Origin of the sequence: Streptacidiphilus sp. P02-A3a (genome assembly GCF_014084105.1) — a bacterium.
In the GTDB taxonomy this organism is placed as follows: Bacteria; Actinomycetota; Actinomycetes; order Streptomycetales; family Streptomycetaceae; genus Streptacidiphilus.
On sequence record NZ_CP048289.1, the window covers coordinates 5419844 to 5444143 of the forward strand.

Below are 24300 nucleotides of genomic sequence, written 5' to 3' on the forward strand. Positions count from 1 at the left end.
TGAGAGTGCCGTCGGGGGCCCGACACTGGGCCTCGACGGAAACGCGTAACCTTCGGTATCGGCGGCCGGATGAGCGGGTCCGATCCGAGTCATCCATCGCGCTACTACCCTCGATGACTGAGGCGAATCGTACCGATACTCAGCCGGTAATGTCCAATTCCGCCCCAAAAAATCATGACTGACGTCGCGTCAGCGAGCTCGTGCCGAGCCGCCCCCCGGAGCCTCCCGGCCGTCGGCCCGAGTGGCGACAACACGCTTGGCGGGCAAGGATGCTGACCCGGCATCAGCATCACCGTCCCGTGGTCGGACCGGGTGAACAGAGGCGTGGCCCCGAGCCGAACGGCCCGGAGCCACGTAATGACAAGACGTCAGAAAGAACCGCCGCCCCGGGGCGGAGAGCCGCCCACGAGGTTTGTCACCTGGTCAGAAAGCACAGCGAAAAAGGGAGTTGCCCGTCAGGGAGCCGTGGCTCCCCGGTCGGCCGGGCGGGCTCAGCCGCGGAAGTCGTCCGGACGCACCGGCGAGGCCTCGGCCAGGGCCTTGGTGATCGCGTCCGCGTCGGCGGACAGGCCGTAGACGGGGGTCCCCGGCTGCTGCCGCCAGGACTCGTCCAGACCGCCCGCGTCCACCGTGTCGAAGCCGATCTCGTCGACCAGCGCGCGGACCCGCTGCTTGGCCGCCTCGTCGTCACCGGCGACCGGCAGCGCCACCCGGCCCGGTGTGCCCTTGGGCTGCGGCTTGTCCAGGATGTGCTGGGCGTAGGTGCCGTTGAACACCTTGATCACCGGGTGGCCCAGGTGCTCCGCGGTCCAGCGGCTCTCGGTGACCCCCTCCTCGATCGCGGCGATCCGCCCGTCGCGCTCCTTCGGGTAGTAGTTGCCGGTGTCGATCACGGCCACTCCCTCAGCCGCCTCGGCGAACAGCCCGGACGGGAGGTCGGGGATGTTCTTCAACGGAATGGTCACCACCACCACGTCAGCGCCGCGCGCCGCCTCGGCGACCGTGACCGCCTTCGCGCCGGTCTCCTCGACCAGGGCCGAAAGGGTCTCCGGGCCACGGCTGTTGGCAACGGAGACCTCGTGGCCGACAGCTGTGAACCGACGGGTCAAGTTGCCGCCGATGTTGCCGGCGCCGATGATGCCGATCTTCATAGTGGAATCCTCACACTCGCTGGGCGTGCCGACTGACGAACCGTGGGAGCGCTGCCGCGTCCCACGGCCATCCGTAACCGGTCCGCCCGGGTGGGTATTCCTGTACTGGTCCGAATGGGCGGGGCCGCCGGGGGCTACGCCGCCTGCCCGTAGCCCGGCTTGATCACGTCCTCGATCAGCGCCAGCCGCTCGTCGAACGGCAGGAAGGCCGACTTCATCGCGTTCACCGTGAACCACTCGATGTCGCGCAGCGTGTACCCGAAGGCGTCCACCAGGTGCTCGAACTCCCGGCTGAGGCTGGTCCCGGACATCAGCCGGTTGTCGGTGTTGACCGTCACCCGGAAGCGCAGCCGCCGCAGCAGTCCGATCGGGTGCGTGGCGTAGGAGTCGGCGGCGCCGGTCTGCAGGTTGGAGGTGGGGCACATCTCCAGCGGGACCCGCTGGTCGCGGACGTAGGCGGCGAGGCGGCCGAGCTTGACCGCGCCGTCCTCGGCGACACCGATGTCGTCCACGATGCGAACCCCGTGGCCGAGCCGGTCGGCGCCGCAGCACTGCAGCGCCTCCCAGATGGACGGCAGGCCGAACGCCTCCCCGGCGTGGATGGTGAAGTGGTTGTTCTCCCGCTTCAGGTAGTCGAAGGCGTCCAGGTGCCGGGTCGGCGGGTGACCGGCCTCGGCTCCGGCGATGTCGAAGCCGACCACGCCGAGGTCCCGGTGGCGGTTGGCCAGTTCGGCGATCTCCCGGGAGCGGGCGGCGTGCCGCATCGCGGTGAGCAGCGTGCCGATCCTGATCCGCTGCCCCCGGCGGCGGGCGGCGGCCTCGCCCCGGCGGAAGCCCTCGTTGACGGCGTCGACCACCTGGTCCAGGCTCAGCCCGGCGTCCAGGTGCTGCTCGGGCGCGAAGCGGACCTCGGCGTAGACCACGCCGTCGGCGGCCAGGTCCTCGGCGCAGTCGGCGGCGACCCGGACCAGGGCCTCGCGGGTCTGCATCACCGCGCAGGTGTGGGCGAAGGTCTCCAGGTAGCGCACCAGCGAGCCGGAGTCGGCGGCCTCGCGGAACCAGCGGCCGAGCCCGGCCGGGTCGGTGCTCGGCAGGTCCTGGTATCCGGCGGAGGCGGCGAGGGCGACCACGGTCTCCGGGCGCAGGCCGCCGTCGAGGTGGTCGTGCAGCAGCACCTTGGGGACCCGGCGCACCACGGCGGCGGGGAGGGGGGCGGCTGCGGGCTGGGGCGCGGGGCTGGTGTCCATCGTCGGATGCTACCTCCTACGCGCGTAGAGTGGCGGGGATTTCTCGTTCCCTGGCCGCCCGGCGGGGGCGGTCCACCGCTCTCGTCGCTGAGCACCGATCCGCGGCGCGAGCAGTGCTCTCAGACCTGAGCGGCGGCCGGGTCGAGCGGGCCGAGCTCGATGGGCCCCGGGTCGACGATGCCGGGCGCGGCCGGGCCGGGCTCGGCGAGCCCGCTGCCGGTACCGGTGGCGGTACCGGTGGCGGTGGCGGTGGCGGCGGGGGAAGGCGAAGCGGTCGCCGGGACCGAGACCGTGGCGCTGGGCACGGCGCTGGGCACGGCGGCCGTGGCGCTGGGCGTGGCGGCCGTGGCGCTGGGCGTGGCGGCCGTGGCGCTGGGGGTGGGCAGTCGGCGCGGGAGCGGCTGGGCGGGGTGCAGCGCCCGCTGCGCGGCGGCCCAGCCCCAGACCTCCGACAGCGCGTTCGGCGCCAGTCGCACCAGGTGCGAGGGCGCGTAGTAGTGGTAGCCGTAGTCGAGCCGGGCGTTGTTGTGCGCGTCCACCCCCGCCTCGCCGGTGGCGGTGGCAGCCTGGGCGACCAGCCCGGTGTGGCTGGCCGTGCCGTTCGTCCCCAGGTAGGTCACCACCACGTCGCCGGGCTGTGCCTGGCCGAGCTGCTCGCCGACGTCCTGTCCGACGCCGCTGTCCCGCAGGTAGGCGTAGAGGTTGTTGTACTGCGGCAGGACCGAGATCAGCAGCAGGTCGTAGACCTTGCCGTTGGGCGCGGAGTAGGCGCGGTAGCCGTTCTGCGGGTCGTTCGGCCCGAGCCCCGGGACCAGTCCGGCGGCGGCCAGCGAACGGGCGACGAACTCGGCGCACTCGTAGTTCGGCTGGGCGCGGCCCGGGGCCACCGGTGCGCTGTCGTTCCAGGCCGTCCAGTTCCAGTGCGCGTTCGCGTACCGGACTTCGAGGGTGCGGGCGGCGGCGTCGGTGTCCGACGACCGCTGCGTGTGCCCGGCCCGGTTAGCGGTCGGCCGTGCGGCGAACGCCGGTGCGGTCGGCGCGTACGCCCCGGCGGCGACGAGTCCCAGGGTGATCACGGAGGAGGCCAGTCGCCTCCGAACGGCATGCGTCAACGTCGGTCCCTTGCTCTCGCGTCCTCACGGCGGTGGTGAACACCTGTCAGGCCGCCGTACCTCAGCACGAACGTAGTCCCGCCCACCCCCTGACACACCCGCTCCCGCGCCGCGTGGCGCAGCCGCCGAACGGGTGAAATCGGGTCACCGGGGCCGCCTGCGGCCGAGTCGGCGCTCTTGCGCGCTCGGCCCGGACGCGGTGGGCTGGCGCCGGGAGCGGCCTCAAGGGCCCGTGGGCTCAAGCGAATACCCGAGGAGAAGCGTGCTGATGCGCCGATTAGTGTCCGTGATCGCCCTGGTGCTCGCCTGCGGCGGACTCACCGCCGGATGCACCGGGGACGCCAGCGCCGGGTGCGCCTCCGGCGACTGCCACCTGTCGCTGTCGGAGGGCGGGAGCCTCACCCTGGACGGCCAGAAGCTCACCGTGAAGCGTCTGGACGACGACACCGTCACCTTCGACTCGCACGGGATCGACCTGACCCTGAGCCGGAGCACCGATCTCTCCTTCGGCCGCTACCACCTGCACTTCGGCGGCACCGACGGCTCCTCGGTGAAGATCGACGTCAGCCAGTGACCCGGAGCTCGCGGTAGAGGTCGCGCAGCAGGGCGATCTCGGCGCCGTGGTGCAGCAGTTCCTGGTTCACCCACCAGACGATGTCGATGAAGGGCTCCTCCGCGTCGCTTCCGCTGGGAAAGGTGCAGTGGCCGACGGTGTCCAGCGCGGTGTCGTCGGCCGCCAGCAGCGCCTCCCGCCAGTGCGCCGCCGCGCGGTCGAAGGCGGCGACCGCCCCCGCCGCGTCACCGCTGAAGCGGTAGTCGGCACGGGTGAGGCTGTGGCCGCCGATCGTGTAGTCGGCGCGGCGGGCCAGCATCTCGCTGAGGTGCCCGAGCCGCCAGGCGATGGTGGTGAACGGCGGCGGCCAGGGCTGCTCGTCGCCGCTCGCGTCGCGTCCCCAGTCGCCCGCCCCGACCAGCGCGGACGCGCGCTCGCCCGGCCCGTGCGCGCGCGGACGGATCGACCAGCAGCCCGGTACCGGCTCCCAGAGGTACTCGTCGTCGGTCATCGCCGGGACCTCGATCGGCACCCCGTCCCCGCTCTCGCCCCGCGGGCCGGTCATCCGGTCGGTGAGCCGCTTCCGGGTGTAGTCGTACTGGTCCAGCAACGGCGCCAGGCGTGGCGGGATCGCCATCGGTCCTCCTCTGCGGGGTGGTCTCGGTGCACGCTACACGGCACTGCCCGGTCCGCCACCGGATCGCGCGGCGGGCGACGCGGTGGTGGGACCCGCTGACCGGGGCCCGAGTGGGGACAGCGTAAGTTGACGACTCGACAGTGGTCGTCCCGCGAGAGGTCCCACGTGCGCATCGCGTTCCCCGAGCAGCTGACCCGGCGGCTCACCGCTCGACTCACCGCGCGGCTCCCCGAACGGCTGCGCGCGCGTTCGCGGGCCGGTCGCCGACTCGCCGCGCTGCTGGCCGTACTGGCGGTGCTGGCCGTCGGCATCGGCGGCTACAGCGCGCTGGGCCAGGCCCCGCCGAAGGTGCGCCAGCAGGTGCTGAGCATCGCGGGGGTGCCCGAGCCGGACGGCACTCCGGTGCGGCTGGACGCCACCCTGTACCTGCCGCGGTCCAGCACCCCGCTGCCCGCGGTGGTGCTGGCGCACGGCTTCGGCGGCAGCAAGGACGACGAGGCCGCCGACGCGCTCTACCTGGCCCAGCACGGCTATGTGGCGCTGACCTACTCCGCGCGCGGCTTCGGCCACTCCGGCGGGCTGATCCACCTCGACTCGCCGCAGTACGAGGTGAAGGACGCGGAGCGGATGATCGACCTGCTCGGCACCCTGCCGGAGGTGCTGAAGGACGGCCCCGGCGACCCCCGGGTGGGCTTCACCGGTCCCTCCTACGGCGGTGCGCTGAGCCTGCTGGTGGCCGCCTACGACCACCGGGTGGACGCCATCGCCCCGCAGATCACCTGGAACAGCCTGGGCGGCTCGCTGTTCGGCCAGGCGGCGACGTCCGGTCAGGGCACGGCCGGGCCCGGGGTGTTCAAGAAGGCCTGGGCCGGGGACTTCTTCGGCTCCGGGTCGGACGACGCCAGTGGGACCAACAGCGCGAGCGGCAGCAGCGGCACCGGCAACCCCTGCGGCCGGTTCGCGCCCGACATCTGCTCCGCCTACCGGGCCACCGCGGCCGGTGACGGCACGCCCGCGCCCGGGCTGCTGGGCCTGCTCGCCGCGTCCAGTCCGGCCGGGGTGCTGAACCGGATCGACGCGCCGACGCTGCTGGTCCAGGGCGAGGACGACTCGCTGTTCGGCCTCGACCAGGCCGACGCCAACGCCCGGGGCATCGCCGCCCACGGCACCCCCGTCAAGGTCGCCTGGTACTCCGGCGGCCACGACGCGCCCGGTACCGCCGCCGAGACCACCGAGCTGCGCTCGCTCACCCTGGCCTGGTTCGACCACTACCTCAAGCACCAGGGCCCGGCCCCGTCCGGCAGCTTCAGCTTCACCAAGACCGGCACCAGCCTGTCGTTGGAGAGCGGCACCGTCAGCAGTTCCGTGCTGACCGCTCCCGGCTACCCCGGGCTGCCCGGCGCCGCGCCCGCGCGCAGCACGCGGCTACGGCTGGACGGACCTGAGCAGACCGTGCTGGCCCCGGCCGGGGGCTATCCCGCGGCCACCACCAGCCTGCCCGGCCTCGGCGGGACGCTGTCCCAGCTCGCCACCGGCACCCCGGCGCTGGGGGCCGCCCTGGCCGGGCCGACCGACCAGCAGGCGGTGTTCACCAGCGCGCCGCTGACCGCGACCGTCCGCGACGTGGGCGCGGCCAGGGTCGCGCTGCGGGTCACCCCGGCCACCCCCGGTACCACCGACGCCACGCTGTTCGCGAAGCTGTACGACCTCTCCCCCGACGGCAGCCAGAGCGTGCTGCCGAACCAGCTGGTCGCCCCGGTCCGGCTGACCGGGCTGACCCCGGCGGGCACCATCGTCACCGTGGCGCTGCCGGGCGTGGTGCACGACTTCCCGGCCGGGGACCGGCTGCGGCTGGTGGTGTCCACCACCGACGCCGCGTACCAGCTGCCGCTGGACCCGCGCGGCTACCGGATCGCGCTGGCCGGGGGCGGCACCGTCAGCGTGCCGCTGGTGGCCGCGAACACCGACGACAGCGGCTCCACCACCGTGCTGTGGGCCATCGCCGCGGTGGCCGCGCTGATCGCGCTGGCGGCGGCGGCGCTGTGGCTGCGCCACCGCAGGCCCGGCGGCGGCATCGACCTGGAGCCGGAACTGGCGGCGCTGCCGGTCTCCATCGCCGGGCTGGGCAAGGCGTACGGCGACGGCTTCCGCGCCGTCACCGACCTGAGTTTCACCGTGGAGGCCGGGCAGGTGCTGGGGCTGCTCGGCCCCAACGGCGCGGGTAAGACCACCACGCTGCGGATGCTCACCGGCCTGATCCAGCCGAGCTCCGGCGAGATCCGGGTGTTCGGCCACCGGATCGTCCCCGGCGCGCCGGTGCTGTCCCGGGTCGGCGCGTTCATCGAGGGCCCCGGCTTCCTGCCGCACCTGTCCGGCCTGGACAACCTGACCCTGGCCTGGGCCGCCACCGGGCGTCCGGAGCAGGACGCCGACTTCAGCGCCGCGCTGGAGATCGCCGGGCTCGGCAAGGACCTGCAACGCAAGGTCCGCACCTACAGCCAGGGCATGCGCCAGCGGCTGGCCGTCGCCCAGGCCATGCTGGGGCTGCCGGACCTGCTGATCCTGGACGAGCCGACCAACGGCCTCGACCCGCCGCAGATCCGCGAGATGCGCGAGTCGCTGCGCCGCTACGCCGCCACCGGGCGCACCGTGGTGGTCTCCAGCCACCTGCTGGCCGAGGTCGAGCAGACCTGCACGCACTGCGTGGTGATGGCGCGCGGGCGGCTGCTGGCGGCCGGTCCGGTGGCCGAGCTGATCGGCGCGGCGGCCTCGGTCCACATCGACGTGGACCAGCCGGAGCGGGCGGCGGCGCTGCTGGCGGAACTGCCGGGGGTGCGCGAGGCCCGCGCCGGGGCCGACGGCACGCTGGTGGTCGACCTGGACCAGGTCCGGCCCGCCGAGGCGGTCCGGACGCTGGTGGACGCCGGGCTCTCGGTCGACCGGATCGCGCCCAGACGCCGCCTGGAGGACGTCTTCCTCGACCTGGTCCACGAAAGCTGAGGCCCGCCATGTCCACTCCCTCGACCGAGTCCACCGAGTCCACCGAGTCAGCCGAGTCGACCGGGTTCACCGGGGCGGGGCGGCGCGGCGTCGGCCGGGGCAGCCACACCGAGCTGTCCCACGCCGACGTGCCGCCGCCGACCGCGGCCCCGCACGGTGGCGCACCCGGCTACGACCCGCGCCGCACCCTGCCGCTGCGGGTCGAGCTGCGGCGGCAGCTGGGGCGGCGGCGCACCCAGATCACCCTGGGCCTGCTGGTGCTGCTGCCGCTGCTGCTGGTCGCCGCGTACAAGCTGGGCGCCTCCCCGCGCGACCGTTCCAACGAGGTCACCCTGGCCGACTTCGCGACCGTCGGCGCGGCCAACTTCACCCTGTTCACCATCTTCGCCTCGTCCAGCTTCCTGCTGGTCATCGTGGTCGCGCTGTTCTGCGGCGACACCGTTGCCAGCGAGGCCGGCTGGTCCAGCCTGCGGTACCTGCTGCTGGCTCCGGTCGGCCGGTCGCGGCTGCTGCGGCAGAAGCTCACCGTGGCGCTGGGGCTGTCCGGCTTCGCGCTGCTGCTGCTCCCGGCGGTCTCGCTGCTGGCCGGGCTGGCCGCGTTCGGCTGGCACCCGGTCCAGTCGCCGACCGGCAGCGGTCTCGGCGGCGGGGCGGCGCTGCTCCGGCTGGCGCTGATCATCGGCTACCTGGCGGTCAGCCTGCTGTTCGTGGCCGCGCTGGCCTTCTACGCCGGGGTGCGCACCGACGCGCCGCTGGGCGCGGTCGGCGGGGCGGTGCTGATCGTCATCGTGTCCTCGATCCTGGACAACGTGACCGCCCTGGGCGGGCTCCGCGACTGGCTGCCGACGCACTACTTCGGCGCCTGGCTGGACGCGCTGGACCCGACCGTCCAGTGGGACTCGATGCTGCGCGGGGTGCTCTCCTCGATGGTCTACAGCACCGTGCTGTTCGCCCTGGCCTGGCGGCACTTCCTGCGCAAGGACGTGGTCAGCTGAGCGGCGCGTCTCACCGTTCGGGCGGTCGGCACGAGGCCGCCGGACGGGGTGCTAGGATCCGTCCATGCCGAACACCGCCACCCTCGCCATGATGCGAATGATGCCCCCGCTACCGGAGGCGCTTCGCTAGCGAAGCGGTGTGCGCGCAGGACGCCACGGACCTCCGGAAACGGGGGTCCGTTTTTTGTTGCCCCGATACCTGCGGCTGGTCCCTCCGCCTGTCTTTTCCTCACCCTTTTCTCCCGCTTTTCCCGACAATCGCTTCCGAACACCAGAAGGCGAAGGCCCTCATGTCCCACCGCCCGGTCATCTCTCTCACCGACTGCGCCGATCCGAACGCCGTGGCCCGGCAGTCCGCCCGGATCGCGGCGCTGTTCGGCACCACGCCGAGCATCCTGCCGCTGGCCGGTCCCGACCCGGAGGGCGTGGCCGCACTGACCCTGCTGGACCTGCTGCGCGCCACCGACCTGGTCGGCGGCCCGACGCACCCCTCGGTGGTGCTGGTCAACATCGCGCCCCGGGACGGCCATTGGCCCAACGGCGTGCCCTTCTGCTACTTCTGGCACGGCGAGCACCTGGTGATCAGCACCCTCACCCCCCGGGTGCTGGCGCCGCTGCGGACGTACTTCGGGCTGGAACTGGTCCAGGTCACCGACGTGCGCGAGGTGGTGCAGGCCGCCGCCGGGCAGTGGGCCGAGCTCTCCGCCGCGCAGGTCGAGGAGATCGTCCGGACCCAGTTCCGCAGCCTGTGGTACGTGCCGCTGCTGGCCCGCTGGCTGGTCGACGGCCGCCCGGTGCCCGCGACGGCCGCGCCGGTGCCGGACGCGGCCGACACGACGGCGCCGGTGCGGGTCGCGGTGGTCGACAACTTCGGCAACTGCAAGCTGGACCGGCCGGCCGCCGCCGTCTTCGGCCGGGTCGGCGCGGACGCGCTGCACCTGCGCCGGCACCACGACGGCGGGACGATCGCGGTGCGCGGCTTCGACCGGCTGCCGGACGTGCCGCGTGGCGAGCCCGGCATCACCACCGGCAGTTCCGGCGTCGGCTTCGCCGAACTGGTGGTCCGCGGCGGCTCCGCCGCGGAGCTGTTCGGCCTGCGCGAGGGCGACCCGCTGCCGCAGCTGACCAGCTGACATCCCACTGCCGGTCATCTCACCAGCTGACATGAGACCTTGGCGTTACCGGATGGTAGCCGACCCGATTGACACCGCCCGAGGCCTCCCGGAATGCTGAAACGCATGTCCGGAGCTCTCGCCTTGGTACGTCGCCGCCACGTTGACCACGCACGTTGCGCCGCCGATCTGTGTCTCTGAACCCACGCACGATCCGCGACTCCGCGCTTCCCCGTACCGTCCCTCCCGGACTCCACCGCAAAGGACCCACCCTCGTGACCCGTGCCCGTATAGCCTTCGCCGCCTCCGTGGGGGCCGCGCTCGTGCTGACGGCCTCGGCGTGCGCGCCGCAGCCCAGCAGCACCGCGAACGCCTCCAGCAGCTCGTCCACCAGCGCCTCCGCCGCCGCGTCCGCCTGCTCGACCAGCAGCCCGGACCTCTACAAGTCGGGGCAGCTGACCGTGGCCACCGACTCCCCGGCCTACTCCCCCTGGTTCGACAACAACACCCCGGCCGACGGGAAGGGCTTCGAGAGCGCGGTGGCCTACGCGGTGGCCGCCAAGCTCGGCTTCAGCAAGAGCCAGGTGAAGTGGGTGGTCGAGCCCTTCGACAACTCCTACGCGCCGGGTGCGAAGAACTTCGACTTCGACGTCAACGAGATCTCGATCACCCCGCAGCGGGCGCAGGCGGTGGACTTCTCCACCGGCTACTACACCGCCGACCAGGGCGTGCTGGTACTGAACAACTCCAAGTACGCCAAGGCCGACTCGCTGGCGGCACTCAAGGGCGCCCGGATCGGCGTGCAGGTGGCGACCACCAGCTACCAGGCGGTCCAGGACGAGATCAAGCCGACCCACCAGCCCAGCGTCTACAACACCACCAACGACGAGGTGAACGCGCTGCAGGACGGTCAGATCGACGCCATCGTGACCGACATGCCGACGGTCTTCTACCTGGCCAGCGCGGAGCTGAGCCACGGCCAGATCCTCGGCGAGTTCAACTACGACAGTGCCACGCCGGAGCAGTTCGGCCTGCTGCTGAAGAAGGGCAGCGGGCTGACCAGCTGCGTGGACCAGGCGATCGCCGGGCTCAAGGCCGACGGCTCGCTGGCCAAGATCACCGAGCAGTGGCTGTCCGCCTCCGCCGACGTCCCGCACCTGAAGCAGTAGCCGGCAGTGGAACACGAGACCACGGCCGCGCTGAACAAGCAGGCCACCGGGCAGGACGAGGACTACCGGCCGAGCCCCCGGCAGGAGGAGCGGCAGCGGTTCCGCCGCTCCCGCAAGCGGCGCGACACCTGGATCGCCACGCTGTGCACCGTGGCGTTCCTGGTGGCGCTCTGCGCGGCCGTGGTCGCCTCGCCGGGCTGGTTCCGGGTACACACCCTGTTCCTGAACGGCGCGGAGTTCCGCAAGACCTTCCCCACGATCCTGCACGGCTTCTGGCTGAACATCCAGATGTTCCTGATCGCCGAGGTGCTGATCCTGGCCCTCGGGCTGCTGATCGCGCTGGTCCGGGCGACCCGGGCGCCCGGACTCCAGCCGCTGCGGCTGGCCGCGACCGTCTATGTGGACGTGTTCCGGGGCGTGCCGACGCTGCTGCTGGTCTTCCTGATCGGCTACGGGCTGCCCGCGCTGCAACTCCAGGGCACGCCCTCGCAGCCGTGGGTGCTGGGCACGATCGCGCTGGTGCTCTCGTACTCCGCCTACGTGGCGGAGGTGTTCCGGGCCGGGCTCAACTCGGTGCACCCGGCGCAGCGCAACGCGGCCCGGGCGCTGGGGCTGAGCGAGCCGCAGACGCTGCGGCACGTGATCCTGCCGCAGGCGGTGCGCAACGTGGTGCCGCCGCTGCTGAACGACTTCATCGCGCTGCAGAAGGACACCGCCATGGTGGCCGTGCTGGGCCCGCTGGAGGCGCTGCGCGAGGCCCAGATCAACGCGGACTACGACTTCAACTACACCCCCTACCTGGGTGCGGCGCTGCTGTTCATCGCGGTCACCATCCCGCTGAGCAGGTACGCCGACCGGTTGCAGCGGCGCGCCGCGCAACGGCAGCGGGCGGAGGCGGCACGATGAACGAGGCACTGCTGCGGATCAGGGGCCTGCGCAAGCAGTACGGCTCGCGCCTGGTCCTGCGCTCGATCGACCTGGACGTCGCCGAGCACCAGGTGGTCTGCCTGATCGGCGGTTCCGGATCGGGCAAGTCCACGCTGCTGCGCTGCGTGGACCTGCTGGACCAGGTCGACGACGGCACCATCCACCTGGGCGGGACCGAGCTGACCGACCCGCGCCTGGACGCCAACACCGCCCGGCGCCGGATCGGCGTGGTGTTCCAGTCGTACAACCTGTTCCCGCACCTGAACGTGCTGGACAACATCACCCTGGCCCCGATCCGGGTGCACCGGGTGCCGCGACGGCAGGCGGAGGACGCGGCCCGGGAGCTGCTGGACCGGCTGGGGCTGGCGGACAAGGCGCAGGACTACCCGGACCGGCTCTCCGGCGGCCAGCAGCAGCGGGCGGCGATCGCCCGCGCCCTGGCCACCGAACCGGAGCTGCTGCTCTTCGACGAGATCACCTCGGCGCTGGACCCGGAGCTGGTCGGCGAGGTGCTGGACGTGGTCACCGATCTCAAGCAGCACGGGCTGACCATCCTGATGGCCACCCACGAGATGGGCTTCGCCCGGCACGCCGCCGACCAGGTCTGCTTCCTGGAGGACGGGGTGATCCGCGAGCGGGGCAGCGCGGAGCAGGTCCTCAACGACCCGCAGCACGCCTCGACGCAGCGCTTCCTGTCGCGGGTGCTGAACCACTGACCCGCGTTCCTCCGCCCCGGGCCCGGCCTCAGCCCAGCCCGGCGGCGGCGACGAAGGCCTCGGCGGCGGTCCGCGCCGCCGCCGGGCGCAGGTGCAGGAACAGGTTCGGCTCGACCAGTTCCAGCTCGGTGACCACCGGGGCGCCCTGGTCGTCGTCGACCACGTCCACCCGGGCGTAGAGCAGTTCCGCCGCGCCCGGGACCGCCGCCAGGGCCTGCTCGGCCAGGGCGAGCTCCGACTCGGTCGGGCTCCACAGCCGGATCCCGGGGTGCGCGGTCTTCCGCTCGTCGAAGCGGACGCCGGGGGCCAGCACCGGCTCCTTGCGGGTGGTGTGCAGCAGTCGGCCGCCCACGAAGACCAGGGCGCGCTCCCCGGTTTCGGCTATCCGGTGCATGTAGGGCTGGACCATCGCGGTCAGGCCCTCGGCGTGCATCTGCCGCAGCTGCTCGCGGGCCTGCTGGTGCTGGTCCGGGCGGTAGCGGGCGGCGAACCTGGCGCCCGCGCCCAGGATCGGCTTGACCACGAACTCGTGCTGCCGCGGCAGCTCGGCCTCCTCCCCGGGCCGCAGGTAGCGGGTCGGCACCACCGGCACGCCGCGGTCCCTGAGCTCGCCGAGGTAGGACTTGTCGCCGCTCCAGCGCAGGACCGAGGGCGGGTTGCCCAGCCGGGTGAGCCCGGCGCAGCGGTCGGCCCAGGCGGTGAACTCGGCCCAGCGCCAGGTGTAGTCCCAGCTGGAGCGGATCACCGCGAGGTCGTACCCGGCCCAGTCCGCCTCGGCCTCGTCCCAGGCCACGGCCTCGGCTCGGGCCCCGGCGGCGGTGACCGCCGCCAGCAGCAGCTCCATGTCGGGGTCGGGGTTGACCCCGGGGCCGGGGCGGGCGGTCACCAGGGCGATCTTCGGCTGCGGCACGGTGTTTCCTCTGGGCTCGGGCTGCAATTCCGGCGGTGATTTCCCGCGCGGAACGGGCGGAGCGACAGAGAATACGGGGGATGAGGCGGATCATTCCAGTGAGTTGCCGTGGTTGCTGAATTCTTCGGGGTTCAGTACAGCCCCTCCGGGGCCGAACTGGTGGTCTGCAGCGGGCGGATGTTCGCGACCCCGTCACTGGGCCAGCGGTCGCTGCGGTGCCGCAGCGCCTGGTCGCGTTCCAGGATGTTGGGCAGGAACAGGTCCTCGTGCAGCACGGTGAGCCGGACCTGTCCCGGCGACCCCGGCTCGACCAGGGTCGACCAGTCGTCCTTGCGCACCACGGCCATGGTCACCTGCGGGTAGTTGGGCACGTAGGAGATCAGCGCGGCGTCCCGGGCCACCTCCAGGCAGGCGGCGTTGCCGAAGGTGTTGCCGTAGGTCAGGCCGCAGATTCCGCCGTGGAGCGCGGCCCGGAAGGCCCGGTACATGTCGGCGCTGATCTGGGTGCCGCTGAGGCGTACCCCGTCCAGGGCGGCGACCTCCTCCGGGAAGCGCTGCCGCAGCGCCTGGAACAGTGCCGGGGTGGTGTTCAGGTAGTGCACCTGCCCCTGCCGCAGCACGTCGGTGATCTGCTCCAGCAGGTGCCCGGTGTACTCGTCGGCCTCGGCCAGGCGTCCGGCGCGGATCAGCCGCTTGACCCAGCGCGGGTCCATGTCGATGGCGTACGCCTGGCCCGCGTACAGCTCGGAGACCTCCCACACGCCGTTGCCGATCAGGTGCGGGCCGGTGGGGGTCGCCTGGAGCCAGGACCGCCCGGGTTCGAAGCCCTCGTGGGCGAAGGACCAGCGGCGCCAGAGCGCCCGGTGCAGCAGCATGTCCGGGGTGTAGTGGACCCGGCAGGGCGTGCCGGTGGTGCCGCCGGTGTCCCAGATCCGGCCGGTGAGCGGGCGCGGGACGGCCAGCGGCACCAGGTCGGCCGGGTCCCGCCGGCGCAGGGTGTCCAGCGGGAACGGGCCGAAGGCGCTGAGCTGGTCGTAGCGGGTGAGGTCGCGGGGGTCGAAGTCCAGCGTCCGGGCGCGCTCCAGCCAGTAGGGGCTGCCGGTCTCGGGGTGGAAGTGCCGCCGGACCACGGTGCGGCACCAGGCGTCCAGGTCGGTGTCGAGTCGCCGGGCGATCCAGTCGTCGGCCTCGGCGCCGGTGGGCGGCGCGGCCGGGGCACCGGTGTTCACCGGCTGGCTGCTCAGGGCCGGGGCGGTCATGGCCGCGCCCGGGAGCCGGTGAGGTCGATGCCGAGGTCGTAGGCGGTGCTGAGGGCCTGCTGGATGTGCTCGGGCTGGTCGACGTGGACCACCGGGAAGGGGAAGGCGAGGATCCCCTCCGGGATCGACGGGCCCATGACCAGGCCGAGTTCGACCCCCTGCTGCTGCATCCCGGTGTAGACGTCGACCAGGCTGATCGGGTCGGTGGAGTTCCGCTGGAACAGGTCACGGACGTCGTCGGCCGAGGTCAGCACCTTCGGTTCGAGGCAGGACAGCAGCGGCAGCAGCGGGTCCGCGAAGGTCATCGAGTCGATCCGGGGGGCCATGAACTCGCGGAAGGGGCGCCGCAGCGGGGAGTGCACGGCGATGGTGCGGCCGGGCAGCGGCACCACGCTGCCGGGCGGGACGTCGGCCGCCAGCCGGGCCAGCGCGTCGGCGCGACCGGCCAGCATCAGCAGCCGCTGCGAGCCGTCGGCGGTGGGGCCGAAGTCGCCCGCGAGGTACACCCCGGGGACGCCCTGACCGGGGTGGTCGACGGTGCCCGCGCCCGCGCCCTGGGCCTCGCCCGCCGACGCGGGGGCGAAGGCGATGGCTATCCCCTGCTCCGGCTCGTCCGGGCCGGGCTCGGGGGTGTGCCGGGCGTGCGCCAGCATCTCGAACAGCTCCCGGCGGTCCACCGCGCCGGCCAGGCAGCTGGCCGCCATCGCGCCGAGGCTGAGCCCGCCGATCGCGGCCGGGCGCAGGTCGTACTGGGCGAGCGCGTCGTGGACGGCGACCGCCAGGGCCGCCTCCCGCACGGTGCCGACGCTCTGCCGCTCCTCCTGCGCGGTGGGCAGCTCCTCCTCCAGGATCTGACCGACGGTCAGACCGGTCCAGGCGGAGACCTCCGCGTACCACTGCCGCACCACCGGGAAGGCCCGGTAGAGCTCCAGGCCGTGCGGCTCGGTGCCGACGCCGCCGCCGAACAGGTATCCCAAGGACATTGCGGGCTCCCAACGGTGATCCGAACTGGGTGATCCGAGGATTGGGGTGCTGCCGCTGAATTCCTCCCGCGGAAGGATTCCGACCGCCTCGCCACGGTACTACGCGGGCCGCGCAACTGTCAGTCGAAAATGGAAAACTTCGCCAGCGGACGATCACCGGCCAACTGTCACGCCCGGCGATATCGAGGCGATATCCCCGACTGCGACAATGCGCCCGGCTATTCCACGAAATCAGCCATGACCCGGGGCGGCCAGCTCCCCACGCTGAGCACGCCGAGCGAGTGCGCCCGGGACACCAGCGCCGCCCGGTTCGGCACCTTGAACTGACGCAGCATCAATCCGATGTGGTATTCGACGCCTTGGCGGCTGAGGTAGAGCGCGGCGGCGAGTTCGGCGGTGGAGGCCCCGGACGCCACGCCCTCCAGGATGCAGGCCCCCAACGCGGTCAGCCGCTCCTGGCAGGGCGGCACCTCGGCGCTCCCGGCCTCCCGTCCGCCCCGGCGGGCGGGGCGCCTGCGAGCGGGCTCGGCCGCGGCGCAGCCGTCCTCCGGGGCCGGGGTCCGCCGCGCCGAGGTGGCGCCGGCCGCCGCAGTACCGCGCAACGGTGTCATTCCCTGCACCGCCTCCCCTGTACGTGGGTGGTCGCGAACGGGACCGGACCGGGCCGTCCGCCGGTCGCGGACGGCCCGACCGACAGCGTCAGACCCGAGACTGACGGGTCGTCATCTCCGATGCCGGCAGCAGCGCGGCGAAATGGTCGCTGAGCACGCCGATCACCTCGGCCGGGCGGCTGCTCAGGAAGAAGTGGCCGCCCTCGAAGACCTTGAGGTCGAACGCGGCGGTGGTGTGGGCCTTCCAGGCGCGCGCCTCGTCCACCGGCGTCCGCGGGTCCCGGTCCCCGGTCAGTGCGGTGACCGGGCAGTCCACCACCGCGCTCGGCTCGCCCCGGTAGGTCTCCACCGCGCGGTAGTCGCCACGCAGCGCCGGAAGCACCATCTCCAGCAGTTCGTCGTCCTCCAGGATGCTGTCCTGGGTCCCGCTCATGGCCCTGACCTCGGCCAGGATCCCCTGGTCGTCGCGCAGATGGACGTCCTCCACCCGGCTCACCGCCGGGCCCCGGCGGCCGGAGACGAAGAGGTGGTCGATCCCGCGGCCCGCCGCCTGGAAGCGCTGGGCCACCTCGAAGGCCACCAGCGCGCCCATGCTGTGGCCGAAGAAGGTCAGCGGCCGGTCGTCCCACGGGCGCAGCGCCTGGTAGACGGCGTCCGCCAGTTCGCGCAGATCGGTGATCACCGGCTCGGCCCTGCGCTCCTGCCGTCCGGGGTACTGCACGGCCAGCACGTCGACCTGCGACCGGAGTTGGGCCGACACCGGATAGTAGAAGCTCGCCGAACCGCCCGCGTGCGGGAAGCAGACCAGCCGCCCCGGCGCGGACGGGGCGGGATGGAATCGGCGGATCCAGAGTTCGTTGTTCGCGGAGCTGTTCGCGGGGATGGCAGTCATCTCGCCCAGTCGTTCCCTTCAGGTCCCACCGGCACGGCGGCACGGCGGTCAGTCGTCGAGTCCCCCCGTTCCGGCCGGACGACGGGCCCGCGCCGAAAGGCAGGGGCGGCCACCCACCGGAAGAAACCGGGCATGGTGTATCACAGACTGCCATGTCCACTGGAATGTCAGCAAGTACACAAACGGTAATCGGACGTCTGTACAGCGCTTGTGGCTCATTCGCGAGAATTCACACGGCGAGGCCCCGTGAGCTGTGGCGCGGCCGGGTCCGACTGGGATTAACTTGACGCGGAATCACGATAACCGCTTCGGTCAGGCGTTCGCCGACCGACCGGGGAGGGCACGGAGCCGTGGGCGCCGGCGGTCGCCCCGGACACCGAGACGAGGAGTACCGCATGGCCACCGCAGCCTCCGGAACGCCGCCCCATCGGCCTTCCCACGCCAGGCTATACGCCGTCAGCGACCTCCACGTGGCATACCAGGAGAACCGGGACACCGTGGAGGGGATCTTCCCCACCCACGAGGGTGACTGGCTCCTGGTCGCGGGCGACATCGCCGAGCAGGCCGAGGATGTCGAATGGGCGCTGCGACTGCTGGCCGACCGCTTCGAGCAGGTGGTCTGGGTGCCCGGCAACCACGAACTGTGGACGCATCCCAGTGACAGCCTGCAACTGCGCGGGGAGGCCCGGTACCGGCACCTGGTGGAGATATGCCGCGGCATCGGCGTGCTCACCCCGGAGGACCCGTTCCCGGTCTGGACCGGGCCCGGCGGGCCGGTCACCCTGGCCCCGCTGTTCCTGCTGTACGACTACAGCTTCCTGCCGCTCGGCGCCACCGACGCCGCGAGCGGACTGGCCGTGGCGGAGGCCGCCGGGGTGGTCTGCACCGACGAGTACCTGCTGCACCCGGACCCGCACCCGTCCCGCGCCGACTGGTGCCGGGCCCGGGTGGAGTACAGCCGGGCCCGGCTGGAGGCCTGCGACCCGGAACTGCCGACGGTCCTGATCAACCACTGGCCGGTGGTCCGCGAGCCCACGGCGGTGCTGTACCACCCGGAGTTCGCCATGTGGTGCGGGACCACCGCCAGCGCCGACTGGCCGGTGCGCTACCGGGCCTCCGCCGTGGTCTACGGGCACCTGCACATCCCCCGGGTCATCCACCACGAGGGGGTGCGCCACGTCGAGGTGTCGCTGGGCTACCCGCGCGAGTGGCGCCGCCGGGGCAAGCCCGAGCCGCTGCTGCGGGACGTCTTCCCGGACGCGTAGGACTCGGGCGGAAAGCCGGAATACCGCGACTGACATATCGTCAGCCAGGTCCGGACCTGCGAAAACCATATCCTACGGTCAGCAAACATGACATGCGCCCGATGAGGGTGCTCTAGGGATATGCCTAGACATCTCATCAATTCGTTGACCTGGGCAAACCCTCCCAAGATGCTGGAGACACCGCTGAGCGCCGTTGGCCGAGGACAGTCCTGTCCTCGGCCGCGCCGCCACGGCCCGGCGCGCTGCGCCGAGGACGTCCATCACGCACAGGGCGATTAGGGAGTCCGTTGAAATTCTTGCTGCTCGGCCCGCTCACCGTCCGACTGCACGAGCGGGAGGTGCAGGTGTCGGCGCCGAGACAACGCGTGGTCCTGGCGACCCTCCTGCTCAATGCCAACCATGTGGTCTCGGTCGAGCGGATCGCGAGGTACGTCTGGGACGGCGCCCCGCCGCCCAGCGCCGCCGCGACGGTGCGCACCTATGTCATGCGGCTGCGGCAGGCGCTGGGCGAGCAGGCGGCGGCCCGGATCGTCACCCGGGCCCCCGGCTACCTGATAGCGCTCGACGAGCAGGAGAGCGACCTCGGGCAGTTCACCGCCCACCGCCGCCGGGCGGCCTGCCTGGCCGAGTCCGGTGACCTGGCGGGCTCCGCCGCCGAACTGGTCCGGGCCCTGTCCCACTGGCGGGACGACCCGCTGGCGGACATCCCCTCGCAGACGCTGCGCGACGTCGAGGGCCGCTACCTCAACGAACTGCGGTTACAGACCCTGGAGCTGCGCTTCGACGCGGAACTCGCGCTGCGCCGGCACGCCGAACTCGTCCCCGAGCTGTGGCGGCTGGTCCGGGAGCACCCGATGCGGGAGGCCCTGGTGGGCCGGCTGATGCTGGCCCTGTTCCGCTCCGGGCGGCAGTCCGAGGCCCTCGACCTGTACCAGCGCACCCGGTCGCTCCTGGTGGAGCAACTCGGCGCGGAGCCCAGCGCCGCGCTGCGCGAGATGCAGCGGCGGATCCTGTCCGCCGAGGACCGCCCCGAGGCGGGCGAGCGGAGCCACCCGGCCGACCGTCCGGACCGGTTCCGGCCGCCACCGGCGACGGGTGCCCCGGCCGCCGCCGCACGGTCGGCCCGACCGGAGCGACCGGTCCTCTCCGGGGGGCGGCAGGCGCCGCCGTCCTGGGACGGCCCGGGGCGCCCCCGACCGGCCCAGCTGCCCGCCGTGGTGCCGGTGCTGACGGCCCGCGCCGAGCAGTTGCAGGAGCTCCACCGGATCCTGACCACCGCCGAGCCGCCCACCGGTTCGGTGACCACGGCGGTGGTGACCGGACGGGGCGGCATCGGCAAGAGCGCGCTGGCCCTGCGCGCCGCGCACGCGGTACGCGGGCGCTTCCCGCACGGCCAGCTCTACGCGGACCTCGGCGGCGGCGGTCGGCCGCTGGCCCCCGGCGTGGTACTGCTCCGGTTCCTCACCGACCTGGGCGTGCCCCGGGCGGCGATCCCGGCCGGTGCGGCCGAGCGGGAGGCCCTGTACCGCTCGCTCACCTCCGGCAACCGGGTGCTGGTGCTGCTCGACGACGCGCACGACAGCGCGCAGATACGCCCGCTGGTGCCGGGCAGCGGCGGCAGCAGGCTGCTGGTGACCAGCCGCCGCAGGCTCGCCGAGCTCGACAGCGCGCAGACCGTGGCGCTGCCGCCGCTGGACGAGGCCGGATCGCTGGAGCTGCTGGCCGGCGTCATCGGCGCGGCCCGGGTCGAGGCCGAACCGCAGGCCGCCCGCCAGGTGGTCGCGGTCTGCGCCGGCCTGCCGCTGGCGGTCCGGATAGCCGGGGCCCGGCAACTGGAGCGCCCGCACCGGAGCCTGGCCGACCTGGCGCAACGGCTCACCGCCGCCCCCCGGCTGCTGGACGAGCTGCACACCGGCGGTCTCGGCGTCCGCCCCTGCCTGGACGCCGACCACACCGGGCTGCGGCGGCGTCCGCCGAACGGCCTGGACCCGGCGGCGGTGTTCTCGCTGCTGGGCGCGACCAACGCCGCGTACACCTCGCGCGGCCGGGTGGCGGCCCTGCTGGGCTGCTCGGAGGAGCGCGCGGAGGAGGCACTGGACGCCCTGGTCGAGGCGCACCTGCTGCACCCGCCCCGGGCCGGGCGGTACCGGCTGGACGCGCTGCTCCAGGCGTACGCGCGGGAGCGGGCGCAGGACGCGGACCTGGGCGAGCCGACCGGGCAGGGCGAGCTGTTCGCGGCCACCCGCACCCCGGTCACCCGGGCCGGTTGACCCGCGCCGACACGACCCCTGCCACGACGCACCGCACCGCCGCTGTCGCACCGCACCGAGTGTCGAGTTCACCGAGTTCCGAGGGAGTTGCTTCGCCATGGCCTACCAGACAACCGCCACCGCCGAATTGCTCACCTATGTCCGGGAGGCGTCACTGCGGGACGACGTGATCCTGAGAGAACTGCGCGAGGCCACGGCCGGGCTCCCGGCCGGCGAGGCGATGCAGGTGATGGCGGAGGAGGGCCAACTGCTGGCGCTGCTGGTCGGCCTGACCGGCGCCCGGTCGGTACTGGAGATCGGCACCTTCACCGGCTACAGCACCCTCTGCATGGCCCGCGCGCTGCCCACCGGGGGCCGGCTGGTGACCTGCGACCTGGACGAGCGCTGGCCCGGGATCGCCGCGGAGTACTGGCGGCGGGCCGGGGTCGAGGACCGGATCGAGCTGCGGCTCGGCGCCGCCACCGACACCCTGTCCGAGCTGCTGGCGGAGCGCGGCCCGGCCGGGTTCGACCTGGCCTTCATCGACGCCGACAAGCCCAACTACGTGAAGTACTACGAGGCTTCGCTGGAGCTGGTGCGGCCGGGCGGGCTGGTCGTGATCGACAACACGCTGTTCTTCGGCCGGGTGGCCGAACCCGAGGCCCAGGACCGGGACACGGTCGCGGTCCGCGAACTCAACCAGCTGCTGCGGCACGACCCGCGGGTGGAGCTGTCGATGCTGATCATGGCGGACGGGATCACCCTGGCCCGGAAGCTCTGAGGGGCCGCCCACCGACGGCGGGGCCGGACGGTACGGGGCCCGGCAGCGAGCGATCGGCTCGCTGCCGGGCTTCCCTTGTGTCCGTCCGGTGACCGGCCGCCCGATCGGGCGGCCGGTCACCGGACCCGGGGAGAGCAGATCCGACTGGATGTCAGGTCTGGTCGCAGACTCTCCCCTTCCGGCCGCGCGCGCCCAGGTCGGGCGCGTCCAGCCGGATGGTCTCGGATGCGCCGCGGGTCCCGGGGACCAGGTGCAGCCGCTGTACCTGGTCGCCGACGTCGGCGGCCTCGGCGTACCCGCAGTCGCAGGGCTGGTCGTCGAAGCCCGCGAACCGGTAGGCGATCTCCATCATCCGGTTGCGCTCGGTGGCCCTGAAGTCCGCGGCCAGGTGCACGCCCGCACGGGCGGCCTGGTCGGTCAGCCAGCTGAGCAGGGTCGCCCCGACGCCGTAGGACACCACCCGGCAGGAGGTGGCGAGCAGCCGCAGCCGCCAGTAGCGGGAGCTCCGCTCCAGCAGCAGCACGCCCACGGCGCCGTGCGGGCCGAAGCGGTCGGTCAGGGTGACCACCAGCACCTCGTGGTCCGGATCGGCCAGCAGGCCGCGCAGCCGGGCATCGGAGTAGTGCACCCCGGTGGCGTTCATCTGGCTGGTGCGCAGCGTCAGTTCCTCCACCCGGGAGAGCTCCCCGGGGGTGGCCGGGGCGATCCGCATCAGCAGCCCGAGCGAGCGCAGGAACTCCTCGTCCGGCCCCTTCGCCTCGGCCCGCTCGGCCTCGCGGCGGAAGCCCGCCTGGTACATCTCCCGGCGCCGACGGGAGTCGACGGTGCTGGTCGCCGGGGTGAACTCGGGCAGGTCGGGCAGCGCCGCCGCGCGTTCGGCCGGGTACACCCGCACCTCGGGGAGGTGGAAGGTGACCTCGGCCCGCTCGGCCGGCTGGTCGTCCACGAAGGCGATCGCGGTGTGGGCGAAGTTGAGCCGGTCCGCGATCCGGCGCACCGACTCGGACTTGGCCCCCCAGCCGATCTCCGGCAGCACGAAGTACTCGGCGATGCCGAAGGCCTCCAGCCGCCCCCAGGCGTGCTCGTGGTCGTTCCGGCTCGCCACCGACTGCAGGATGCCCCGGGAGTCGAGTTCGAGCACCACCTTGCGCAGTTCCTCCGGCAGCACCACCTCGCCGTCCTCCAGCAGCGTGCCCTGCCAGAGCGTGTTGTCGAGGTCCCAGACCAGGCACTTGACGGTCGCCGGGGGGTCGTCCGGCCTCCGGTCGGTCATCCCGCCTCCCGTACTCGTGGCGCCAACCCGTCCGCCGCCAGCACGTGCTGGGCGAGCATCAGCTGGCACATCTCACTGCTGCCCTCGATGATCTCCATCAGCTTGGCGTCCCGGTAGGCGCGGGCCACCGACTGGCCGTCGGTCGCCCCGGCGGACGCCAGGACCTGTACCGCCGAGGCCGCGCCCGCCGCCGCCCGGCCCGCGCTGACGTGCTTGGCCAGGACCGTGGCGACCACCTGCTCCGGGGATCCGGCGTCCCAGCAGCGGCTGGCGTGCTCGCAGACCCGGGTGGCTATCTGCTCCCCCGCGTAGAGCTCGGCGAGGTGCCTGGCGACCAGCTGGTGCTCCGCGAGCGGTCGGCCGAACTGCTCGCGGGCCGCGGCGTGGGCGGTGGCGGCGGCCAGGCAGGCCCGCAGGATTCCCACACAGCCCCAGGCCACCGACATCCGGCCGTAGGCCAGTGCCGTGGTGACCAGCAGCGGCAGCGGCAGGCCGTAGCCGCCGAGCACGCTGCCGACCGGCAGCCGGACCGAGTCCAGCCACAGGTTCGCGTGCCCCGCGGCCCGACAGCCGAGCGGATCGGCGATCCGCTCCACCCGGACGCCGGGCGCGTCGGCGGGGACCAGCACTGCCGCCGCGCCGTCCTGGTAGCGGCCGAACACCACCAGCAGATCGGCGTAGTGCGCGGCCGTCACCCACTTCTTCCGGCCGTCGACCAGCACCGATCCGCCCTCCTGGCGGATGGTGGTGCCCAGCGCGGACAGGTCGCTGCCGGCCTGCGGCTCGCTGAAGGCGACCGCCGCCAGCGCGCCGCCGGTCAACCGGCCCAGGATGTCGGCCTGTTGCTGCGCGGTACCGAAGCGCTGCACGGTCCAGGCCGCCATCCCCTGCGAGGTCATCACGCTGCGGAGCGAGCTGCACAGGCTGCCGATGTGCGCGGTGTACTCGCCACCGGCCAGGCTGCTCAGCCCCCAACCGCCGTACTGGACCGGCACTTCGGCGCAGAGTCGGCCCTGCGTGCCGAGCTCCCGGAGCAGCCCCGGCGGCAGCAGGCCGCTCCGGTCCCACTCCCCCGCCCGGTCGCCGACGAGCGCGGTGGCCGAGGCGACGGCCTCGGCGAGGTCCTCACCCATCGCGGCCGTCCGCCTGCGCCTGCTGGAGTCGGCAGACCAGGGCCGACATCAGCCGCACGGTACGGAAGTTGTCCAGCCTGAGGTCGGCGCCACGGATGGCGATGTCGTAGGACTTCTCCAGGTGCACCACCAGCTGCATGGCGAACAGCGAGGAGAGGCCGCCGTCCCGGTAGAGGTCGGTCTCCGGCTCCCAGGGGGAACGGGTCTGCTCCTCAAGGAAGTTGAGCAGTTCCGAGACCACGGCCTCGGGCTCGGCCAGCGGGTCGGTGTGCGAGCGGTTCTGAGACACCATCAGATCCCTTCAGGTTGTCAGTGCCAGTCGGTC

Annotated in this window: 22 protein-coding genes; 10 read left to right on the forward strand and 12 right to left on the reverse strand. The window is 72.9% G+C overall.

The window, feature by feature from the left end; all coding sequences use genetic code 11:
- Positions 1-491: 491 nt before the first annotated feature.
- The 3 genes from GXP74_RS23405 to GXP74_RS23415 form a co-directional block, all read right to left on the reverse strand.
- Positions 492-1151, reverse strand: coding sequence for an NADPH-dependent F420 reductase (locus GXP74_RS23405; protein ID WP_182453209.1), 660 nt, complete (start codon positions 1149-1151; stop codon positions 492-494).
- Positions 1152-1285: 134 nt separating this feature from the next.
- The gene (locus GXP74_RS23410) at positions 1286-2398 is read right to left on the reverse strand and encodes an adenosine deaminase (protein WP_182453210.1); all 1113 of its coding nucleotides are present in this window, start codon (positions 2396-2398) and stop codon (positions 1286-1288) included.
- A gap of 119 nt (positions 2399-2517) precedes the next feature.
- Complete coding sequence (locus GXP74_RS23415) at positions 2518-3510, reverse strand: amidase domain-containing protein (RefSeq protein WP_182453211.1); 993 nt, start codon at positions 3508-3510, stop codon at positions 2518-2520.
- Between the two features lie 268 nt (positions 3511-3778).
- On the opposite strand from GXP74_RS23415, the gene GXP74_RS23420 reads away from it, so the two are divergent.
- Positions 3779-4084, forward strand: coding sequence for a hypothetical protein (locus GXP74_RS23420; protein WP_182453212.1), 306 nt, complete (start codon positions 3779-3781; stop codon positions 4082-4084).
- On the opposite strand, the gene GXP74_RS23425 is transcribed toward GXP74_RS23420, so the two are convergent.
- Positions 4074-4700: a DinB family protein gene (locus GXP74_RS23425; RefSeq protein WP_182453213.1), complete on the reverse strand. Its 627-nt coding sequence runs from the start codon at positions 4698-4700 to the stop codon at positions 4074-4076. The two genes, GXP74_RS23420 and GXP74_RS23425, sit on opposite strands and share 11 nt — an antisense overlap.
- A 165-nt stretch (positions 4701-4865) precedes the next feature.
- Here GXP74_RS23425 and GXP74_RS23430 point away from each other — a divergent pair, with 165 nt between their 5' ends.
- The 6 genes from GXP74_RS23430 (at position 4866) to GXP74_RS23455 (ending at position 12619) form a co-directional block, all read left to right on the forward strand.
- A complete protein-coding gene (locus GXP74_RS23430) occupies positions 4866-7700 on the forward strand; it encodes an alpha/beta fold hydrolase (RefSeq protein WP_225448132.1) in 2835 nt (944 codons plus the stop codon).
- 8 nt (positions 7701-7708) lie between these two features.
- Complete coding sequence (locus tag GXP74_RS23435; RefSeq protein WP_182453214.1) at positions 7709-8695, forward strand: ABC transporter permease; 987 nt, start codon at positions 7709-7711, stop codon at positions 8693-8695.
- A 290-nt stretch (positions 8696-8985) separates the two neighbouring features.
- Positions 8986-9828 (forward strand): SAM hydroxide adenosyltransferase, encoded by an 843-nt coding sequence (locus GXP74_RS23440; protein ID WP_182453215.1) that lies wholly within the window; start codon positions 8986-8988, stop codon positions 9826-9828.
- A 254-nt stretch (positions 9829-10082) separates the two neighbouring features.
- On the forward strand, positions 10083-10976 hold the full coding sequence (locus tag GXP74_RS23445) for an ABC transporter substrate-binding protein (RefSeq protein ID WP_182453216.1): 894 nt from the start codon (positions 10083-10085) through the stop codon (positions 10974-10976).
- Between the two features lie 6 nt (positions 10977-10982).
- Positions 10983-11882, forward strand: a complete 900-nt coding sequence (locus tag GXP74_RS23450) for an amino acid ABC transporter permease (RefSeq protein ID WP_225448133.1) — start codon at positions 10983-10985, stop codon at positions 11880-11882.
- Positions 11879-12619 (forward strand): amino acid ABC transporter ATP-binding protein, encoded by a 741-nt coding sequence (locus GXP74_RS23455; RefSeq protein WP_182453217.1) that lies wholly within the window; start codon positions 11879-11881, stop codon positions 12617-12619. The genes GXP74_RS23450 and GXP74_RS23455 overlap by 4 nt, the downstream gene beginning before the upstream one ends.
- A 28-nt stretch (positions 12620-12647) precedes the next feature.
- On the opposite strand, the gene GXP74_RS23460 is transcribed toward GXP74_RS23455, so the two are convergent.
- The 5 genes from GXP74_RS23460 to GXP74_RS23480 all read right to left on the reverse strand — a co-directional run bounded on the left by GXP74_RS23460 (position 12648) and on the right by GXP74_RS23480 (position 17274).
- A complete protein-coding gene (locus GXP74_RS23460) occupies positions 12648-13463 on the reverse strand; it encodes a RimK family alpha-L-glutamate ligase (protein ID WP_182456589.1) in 816 nt (271 codons plus the stop codon).
- Between the two features lie 197 nt (positions 13464-13660).
- Positions 13661-14788: an arylcarboxylate reductase gene (locus GXP74_RS23465; protein ID WP_182453218.1), complete on the reverse strand. Its 1128-nt coding sequence runs from the start codon at positions 14786-14788 to the stop codon at positions 13661-13663.
- Complete coding sequence (locus GXP74_RS23470; protein WP_182453219.1) at positions 14785-15771, reverse strand: ACP S-malonyltransferase; 987 nt, start codon at positions 15769-15771, stop codon at positions 14785-14787. The genes GXP74_RS23465 and GXP74_RS23470 overlap by 4 nt, the downstream gene beginning before the upstream one ends.
- Positions 15772-15989: 218 nt before the next feature.
- Positions 15990-16382 carry a LuxR C-terminal-related transcriptional regulator gene (locus GXP74_RS23475; protein ID WP_182453220.1) on the reverse strand — a complete coding sequence of 131 codons (393 nt, stop codon included), beginning with the start codon at positions 16380-16382 and terminating at the stop codon, positions 15990-15992.
- Positions 16383-16470: 88 nt separating this feature from the next.
- Positions 16471-17274, reverse strand: coding sequence for a thioesterase II family protein (locus tag GXP74_RS23480; protein WP_182453221.1), 804 nt, complete (start codon positions 17272-17274; stop codon positions 16471-16473).
- Between the two features lie 395 nt (positions 17275-17669).
- Between GXP74_RS23480 and GXP74_RS23485 the strand changes: the two genes are divergently transcribed.
- From GXP74_RS23485 to GXP74_RS23495, 3 genes are all read left to right on the forward strand, one after another.
- Positions 17670-18539: a metallophosphoesterase gene (locus GXP74_RS23485; RefSeq protein ID WP_182453222.1), complete on the forward strand. Its 870-nt coding sequence runs from the start codon at positions 17670-17672 to the stop codon at positions 18537-18539.
- A 287-nt stretch (positions 18540-18826) separates the two neighbouring features.
- The gene (locus GXP74_RS23490; RefSeq protein WP_182453223.1) at positions 18827-20809 is read left to right on the forward strand and encodes an AfsR/SARP family transcriptional regulator; all 1983 of its coding nucleotides are present in this window, start codon (positions 18827-18829) and stop codon (positions 20807-20809) included.
- Positions 20810-20906: 97 nt separating this feature from the next.
- Entirely contained in the window at positions 20907-21569 is a 663-nt protein-coding gene (locus GXP74_RS23495) for an O-methyltransferase (protein ID WP_182453224.1), read from the forward strand.
- Positions 21570-21720: 151 nt separating this feature from the next.
- Here GXP74_RS23495 and GXP74_RS23500 read toward each other — a convergent pair whose 3' ends face one another.
- Genes GXP74_RS23500 through GXP74_RS23510 form a run of 3 tightly spaced genes read right to left on the reverse strand, consistent with a single transcriptional unit; the run spans position 21721 to position 24267 of the window.
- Positions 21721-22842 carry an HAD family hydrolase gene (locus GXP74_RS23500; protein ID WP_182453225.1) on the reverse strand — a complete coding sequence of 374 codons (1122 nt, stop codon included), beginning with the start codon at positions 22840-22842 and terminating at the stop codon, positions 21721-21723.
- Positions 22839-23975: an acyl-CoA dehydrogenase family protein gene (locus GXP74_RS23505; RefSeq protein WP_182453226.1), complete on the reverse strand. Its 1137-nt coding sequence runs from the start codon at positions 23973-23975 to the stop codon at positions 22839-22841. The genes GXP74_RS23500 and GXP74_RS23505 overlap by 4 nt, the downstream gene beginning before the upstream one ends.
- Positions 23968-24267 (reverse strand): acyl carrier protein, encoded by a 300-nt coding sequence (locus tag GXP74_RS23510; RefSeq protein ID WP_182453227.1) that lies wholly within the window; start codon positions 24265-24267, stop codon positions 23968-23970. The genes GXP74_RS23505 and GXP74_RS23510 overlap by 8 nt, the downstream gene beginning before the upstream one ends.
- Positions 24268-24300 lie beyond the last annotated feature (33 nt).